Raw genomic sequence first — 6,328 nt, forward strand, 5'->3', positions numbered from 1 at the left:
TACCGAAAGATGAGCTGTACAAAATGGCAAATCACAGAGGTTTTGAAGATTATGAGAGAAAATAAAATAAAAACCCCAAGCGAAATGCTTGGGGTTTTTATTTTGCTAAAAGTATCTATGGCGAATATTCTTTGTTCTATTTCACACAAGATATTACCTCATTGCAAATAAAAATCCCGCCCTTGTGAGGCGGGATTTTTTGTATGTATTGTGTCAAGTATTTCGATTATTCGAAGATATAACGAATACCGAATTGAGCTTGCCATACGTTGTTTACGTTGATACTCTTAACAAATGAATCACGCAACAAAATAGTTTGGTTAGCACCAGTAGCATCTTGAATTACTTGTGTACCTAAAGTATAAGTCACCGAACCATCGCTAGCAACAGTTGCTCTCAATGGGTTCAAGTTAGTAGAAACCCAACCTACACCCCATTTGTTATTCAACAAGTTACCAACGTTCAAGATATCAGCACGTAAGCGGATGATATTTTTCTTATTTTTTCCAGCTTTTACATAAAAATCTTGCTCAACTGTAAAGTCAAAACGAGTCAACCAAGGAGAGTATCCACCGTTACGCTCAGCATACTGACCACGACGAGTTTTCAAGTAGTCGTTACCGTCGATAAATGCATCAAATGCAGCAGCTTGCTCAGCACCAGTATATACACGACCACTGATTGTTTGGTTAACGAAGTTCAAGTCAGAACCTTTATTTGGAACGAAAATCAAGTCGTTGATTTGACCATCGCCGTTAAAGTCGTTACCAAATGTGTAAGATTGTCTGAAACCACTGTTAGATACCATACCTAAAGTAAACATTGTCGAACCTCCCATTTTACCACCATAGTTCAAACGGTAGTTAACATAACCAACGATACGGTGACGCAAATCGTTATCTGAATATGATGTTGTCAAATAGTTTTGACCAGCAACTGTAGGAATGTTAGCTTGAACTGTTGAACCAACTGACTGAAGGTCTTTAGCAAGAGCATAAGTATAACCCAACATACCACCAAAACCATCAGTTGTTGGTTTTTCTAATTTAGCAGTAAATGAGTAAGACTCACCCTTGTTAGTGTTTGAAAGCACGAATACGTTAGTAGTTGCGCTATTCATAAATCTTGTACCTGTAAATCTATCACGAGTATCAACACCAGTAAACTTAGTAGTTGGTGCGTTCAAGTTAGCATCGATATAACGTAAAGCGTTAATATTTTTGTTGTAGATAGCTTCAACTGTACCAATCAAGCCAAAAGGTAATTTTTGGTCAATCGCGATGTTTGATTTCCAAATCATTGGGTTTTCCAAATCTTCTTTAGAAGCATTTACTACGTAAGCAGGCAATTTTGTAATATCTGTAGTAGTTGGCTTATAAACGCTAGGATCCAAAGTAAATGGATATTTCAATCTGTCAGCAGCAGTTGTAGGGCTAATCAAAGCAGTGTTTACACCGTTATTACCCAATTGGTTCGATACCAATACTTGAGGAATACGAGAAACGAAGATACCAGTACCACCACGAATTTGAGTAGTTTTATCACCTTTAACGTCGTAGTTAAAACCAATACGTGGAGATACTAACAATTTAGCACTTGGGAATGCACCAGTGTTTACTTTCAAGTTAGCACCATTCTCATCTTTATAAGTCAAACCAGCAACAACAGGGTTGTAGAATGAAGCAGAAGTTGAGTTGTCATAGCTAAAGATATCAAAACGCAAACCACCTGTTACTTTCAAACGATCATTAACTTGGAATTCATCCTGTAAGTATGCAGAGTAAGTTGAAATCTTCAAAGTTTGAAGAGGCTCTTCTCCGTTTGGTAACAATGAGTATCTGTAGTTGAAACGTGCGATAGGTACAGGAGATGTTGTCAAGTTTGGATTAGCTTTGTATGCTAATGCCGCAGTTTTGAAATCGTCGATTGAGTTGAATACCCAAACACCGTTTGAAGATGGGAAGAATACGTTGTTCGAAGTGAAGTATTCGTAAGCAAGACCTAATGTCAATGTGTGGTTACCTGCAAAATAAGACAAGTTGTTCGTGAAATTCAAAGTAGAATAATTCAACTTGTTGTTTGGCGTAAATGGATCCATACCCAATGCGGTGTAAGTAGAACCATCTTTCAAGATATCAATTGTCGGGAACAAGTTTTGTTGAAGACGGTCTTCAATTTGCTTGTTGTAAGTTGCAATAAAGTTGTTGGCAAACTTGCTATTAAACGTAGAGTTTAATTCAGCAACAATTGAGCGAGTGTTATCTTGAATCACATAACCAGTGTTTTGCATTGACAACGCAAGCGCTGAGTTAGTTCTGTTACCGTTACCAGCAGTGTTACTTGAGTTTGAGTTACTGATGATAGAACCAGATTGAGAATCATGGTGTGAGTAACGAACAGACAACTTGTGGTTATTATTAATGTTGTAATCCAAACGAATCAAAGCTTTTGAAGAAGTTACATCGTTGTTGAAGTTATCGATGGCACCTCCGTCCCAACCGAAGTTGGTCTTCATAAAGCTACTCAAATCTTCCAAATCTGCTGCAGTAACACGTGATACGTTACCTGTAGCGCCAGCACGGTTTGCTGACCAGCTCAATGCTGGCGTCGAACTTTTGAAGTTTTCGTAGTTAGCAAAGAAGAACAATTTATCTTTGATGATAGGACCGCCAATTCTAAAACCTGTAGTTTTCTCATCAATATTTACTGTTGGTAAATCTCTTCCATCTGCTTTTTTACCTACAAGGCTGCTACCTCTAAAAATGTGATAAGCAGAACCTGTAAATTCGTTAGTACCTGAGCGTGTTACAGCGTTGATACCTGCACCAGCAAAACCAGATTGACGAACGTCAAATGGAGCAATGTTTACCTGTACTTGCTCGATTGCATCTAAAGATACAGCCGTTGTACCTGTACGACCACCCGCTTGCGCCGAGCTACCTAAACCAAATCCGTTGTTAAATACCGAACCGTCAATTGTAAAGTTGTTGAAACGGCTATCTTGACCAGCAAAAGAACGACCGTTACTGTAGGCATTGTACTTAGTGATGTCGTCGATTGTACGACCAATTGTAGGAAGACTATTGATAGTTCCAGTTCCAAATGAAGCAGCTGCACCTGTACGGCCCGAGCTAAATACATCTGAACGAGAAGTTTTTACAACTACCTCATCTAATTGTTTTCCACCATCTTCATCCATTGTGAAGCTAGCGTTAGTTGCAGTACCTAAAGTAGTGTACAAGTTTTCTCTAACTTGCTCTTTGTAACCAACAAAAGTTACTTTGATTGTAAAAGGACCGCCAACACGTACCCCTGGAAGAGTATAACGGCCAGATGCATTTGTAGATACACCATAACGTGTACCAGAAGGAGTGTGTACAGCAATAACGCTTGCGCCAGGAAGGGCTTCACCTTTCTTATCAGTAACAATACCAGAAATTGATGAAGATGTAACCTGAGCAAAAACCTGTACACTTGAAATAGTAGCAGCAACCGCAAAAAGCAATGTCAAAACTACATTAGTCGTAAAGATTCTTTTCAACATAGTGAATTTGGAATTTAGTTAGAAACTGAATGGATGATTTGGCTACAAAATAACAACAAAAAATTAGTAACAACAAAATTTGAAAATTAACTGAATGTAAATTTCCTTACCGTAAGATACTGATTTTTAAGTTTCGGCCATCTTTAGACTAAGAATAGTACTAATTTTTATTTAAAGTATTTAACTATTGTCGTACAAAGGTTCTAGTTTTATGTTAATCTACAAGATTAGTATTTTTTAAAGATTCACCAAAATTGATGTATATACTTATATTTCATGATAAAGGTTTTAATTTTGCTACAGGTCATGTCAATTTTAAAATTGACATAACCTTCATTTCATCTGGATTTCCAGCATTTAAAGAAGCGTTTCTTAAATTCTTTTGAGGTATGAATACTGCCCGAAATTTTATTTTCCTAATTACTTATTTAGTCCTACTTTTAAGTAACATAAATTGTTTTGCACAAAATCTTAAGGTTTGTGGGCATCGTGGAGGATTTTATCAAAAATTCCCTGAAAATAGTCCCTCAATGTTTAACTATACTTATCAAAATACCCACTCCTCTCCTATTATTCTCGAATTAGATATTCGAGAAAACCTCAATGGCAACCTCTTTATATTGCATGATACTAGTCTTGAAAGAACTACCACTGCAACAGGACTCATCAAAACATCCAATGATTCATTACTTTCAAAAACTTTTTTAAAAAATAGTCAAGGAAATATTTCAAAAATACTGCTTCCTACTTTCGATGAAATGTTGGTTTGGCTGAAAAACCACCCAAAGGCTTGGCTGATGCTCGATGTTAAAGGAACTTCTTGGAAAAAAGTGTACGATGCAGTACACAAACATCAACTCGATTCAAGGGTGCTTTTTCTCACTTTCAAACCTGAAGACACCAAGGAGGTTTTTCAACTTTCAACAACTACAAATATTTCTACCTTGATAAGAAATGAAGAAGATTGGAAAAATATTCTAGCATTCCAGCCTGATTTAAAACAGCTTGTAGCTTATATAAATCCTCAAACGCCTGTGTCTGTCATTGCCGACTTAAAAGCAAAAGGTGTTCGTCTGATGGCAGATTGTAGCGAAAACGCTAAAAATCATCCAAAGCCCTTTGAACCTAAGTTTTATCAGGATTTAGCACAAAGTCTGCAATTAGATATAATGATTACTGATTACCCTGTCGAGGTAAGTCGTATCTTTGCAGAAAAAAACAAATAACATTCCTTCTTAGATTTTGGCAGATAAACGCTTTTTAATCGGAATGTACATTTAGTAGACAGCTCTCATATTCAAAAATGAAACTATATTTTAGAAAAGCTGGCGAAACTGGCCAAGCAATTATTATTCTTCATGGTATTTTTGGTTCGTCGGACAACTGGCTTACCATCGGGAAAGTTTTAGCCGACACTTATCAGGTATATATGGTCGACCAGCGTAATCATGGTCAGTCACCAAGAAGTGACGAGTTCAATTACGAAGTAATGTCTGCCGACTTAAAAGAATTTATCGACGATCATCAAATCGAAAACCCTGTTATCATCGGTCACTCAATGGGTGGAAAAACCGTCATGCAATTTGCGCTCAACTATCCTGATTCTTTTTCAAAAATGATGGTGGTCGATATTGCGCCCAAATACTATCCTGTACATCATCACATGATTTTGCAAGGACTAGCGGCTGTCGATCTTCCAAATCTTAGTAGTCGCACCGAAGCCAATGAAATATTAAAACGCTTTGAGGAAAAAGAAGGGGTACGTCAGTTTTTGATTAAAAACCTTTGGAGAAACCCAGAAAAAGATAATCAATTTGATTGGAGAATCAACGTTCCTGTTATCACCAAAAATATTGATGTAGTTGGTCATGAGTTAGACAACGAACATGTGGTAGACCAACCCGTACTATTTGTCCGTGGCTCCGAATCGCACTATATCCAGCCAGAGGACGAACGTCGTATTTGGGAAATTTTCCCTAACTACGAATTAGTCACTGTAGAGGGCGCAGGCCATTGGGTACAGGCAGACAACCCACAAGAATTTATTAGAATCACACGAGAATTTGTACAATAGTCCCCTCCATGAAGACTTTATATCTTATCCCAACCACAATGGCGCCCAATACGGCACATCAGGTGTTGGCTCCTCAAATCTTGGAGGTGGTAAAAAACACCAATTATTATTTTGTAGAAAATATCAGAACGGCTCGTCGTTGTATCAGCGAACTCAAATTGGGCAAGATTATTGACGAATTAGTATTTTTTGAATTGGATAAAGATACTACCGTTGATAAGGTTCGTTCCTATTTTAAACAAATTCCGGCCGATGCATCTATCGGCGTCATGTCAGAGGCAGGCTGCCCTGGTGTAGCAGACCCGGGGGCTGTTGCTGTACAAATAGCCCATGAAATGGGTATTAGGGTATGTCCGCTTGTTGGGCCATCCTCTATCCTTCTGGGTTTGATGGCTTCGGGTTTTTCTGGTCAATCTTTTATTTTCCATGGCTATTTACCGATTGACAAAATTGAAAGGCAGAAATCTTTAAAGAATTTAGAAAAAAGCGCTCAAAAACTCCAAACGCAGATATTTATGGAAACGCCATTTCGTAATAATCAGTTTTTGGAAGATATTTTGCAAACTTGTCAAGGCAATATCAAACTTTGTATTGCCAGTAATGTAAGTGCAGAGGATGAGTTTATCCAAACCAAAACTATTTCGGAATGGAAAAAACAAAAGCCTGATTTGCACAAAAAACCAACGATGTTTTTGATGAGCGCCTAATAG

4 protein-coding genes are annotated in these 6,328 nt (G+C 37.7%); 3 read left to right on the forward strand and 1 reads right to left on the reverse strand.

Annotated elements, in window-relative coordinates:
* Positions 1 to 226: 226 nt before the first annotated feature.
* Complete coding sequence (locus tag ACOVQ4_RS22775) at positions 227 to 3,544, reverse strand: TonB-dependent receptor domain-containing protein (protein WP_421822882.1); 3,318 nt, start codon at positions 3,542 to 3,544, stop codon at positions 227 to 229.
* 389 nt (positions 3,545 to 3,933) lie between these two features.
* On the opposite strand from ACOVQ4_RS22775, the gene ACOVQ4_RS22780 reads away from it, so the two are divergent.
* The 3 genes from ACOVQ4_RS22780 (at position 3,934) to ACOVQ4_RS22790 (ending at position 6,325) form a co-directional block, all read left to right on the forward strand.
* Positions 3,934 to 4,770 carry a glycerophosphodiester phosphodiesterase family protein gene (locus ACOVQ4_RS22780; protein WP_421822883.1) on the forward strand — a complete coding sequence of 279 codons (837 nt, stop codon included), beginning with the start codon at positions 3,934 to 3,936 and terminating at the stop codon, positions 4,768 to 4,770.
* A 77-nt stretch (positions 4,771 to 4,847) separates the two neighbouring features.
* Positions 4,848 to 5,618, forward strand: a complete 771-nt coding sequence (locus tag ACOVQ4_RS22785) for an alpha/beta fold hydrolase (protein WP_421822884.1) — start codon at positions 4,848 to 4,850, stop codon at positions 5,616 to 5,618.
* A gap of 8 nt (positions 5,619 to 5,626) precedes the next feature.
* The gene (locus tag ACOVQ4_RS22790; RefSeq protein WP_421822885.1) at positions 5,627 to 6,325 is read left to right on the forward strand and encodes an SAM-dependent methyltransferase; all 699 of its coding nucleotides are present in this window, start codon (positions 5,627 to 5,629) and stop codon (positions 6,323 to 6,325) included.
* The last annotated feature ends 3 nt before the right edge of the window (positions 6,326 to 6,328 follow it).

Source organism: Flectobacillus sp., from assembly GCF_049240685.1.
GTDB lineage: Bacteria > Bacteroidota > Bacteroidia > Cytophagales > Spirosomataceae > Flectobacillus.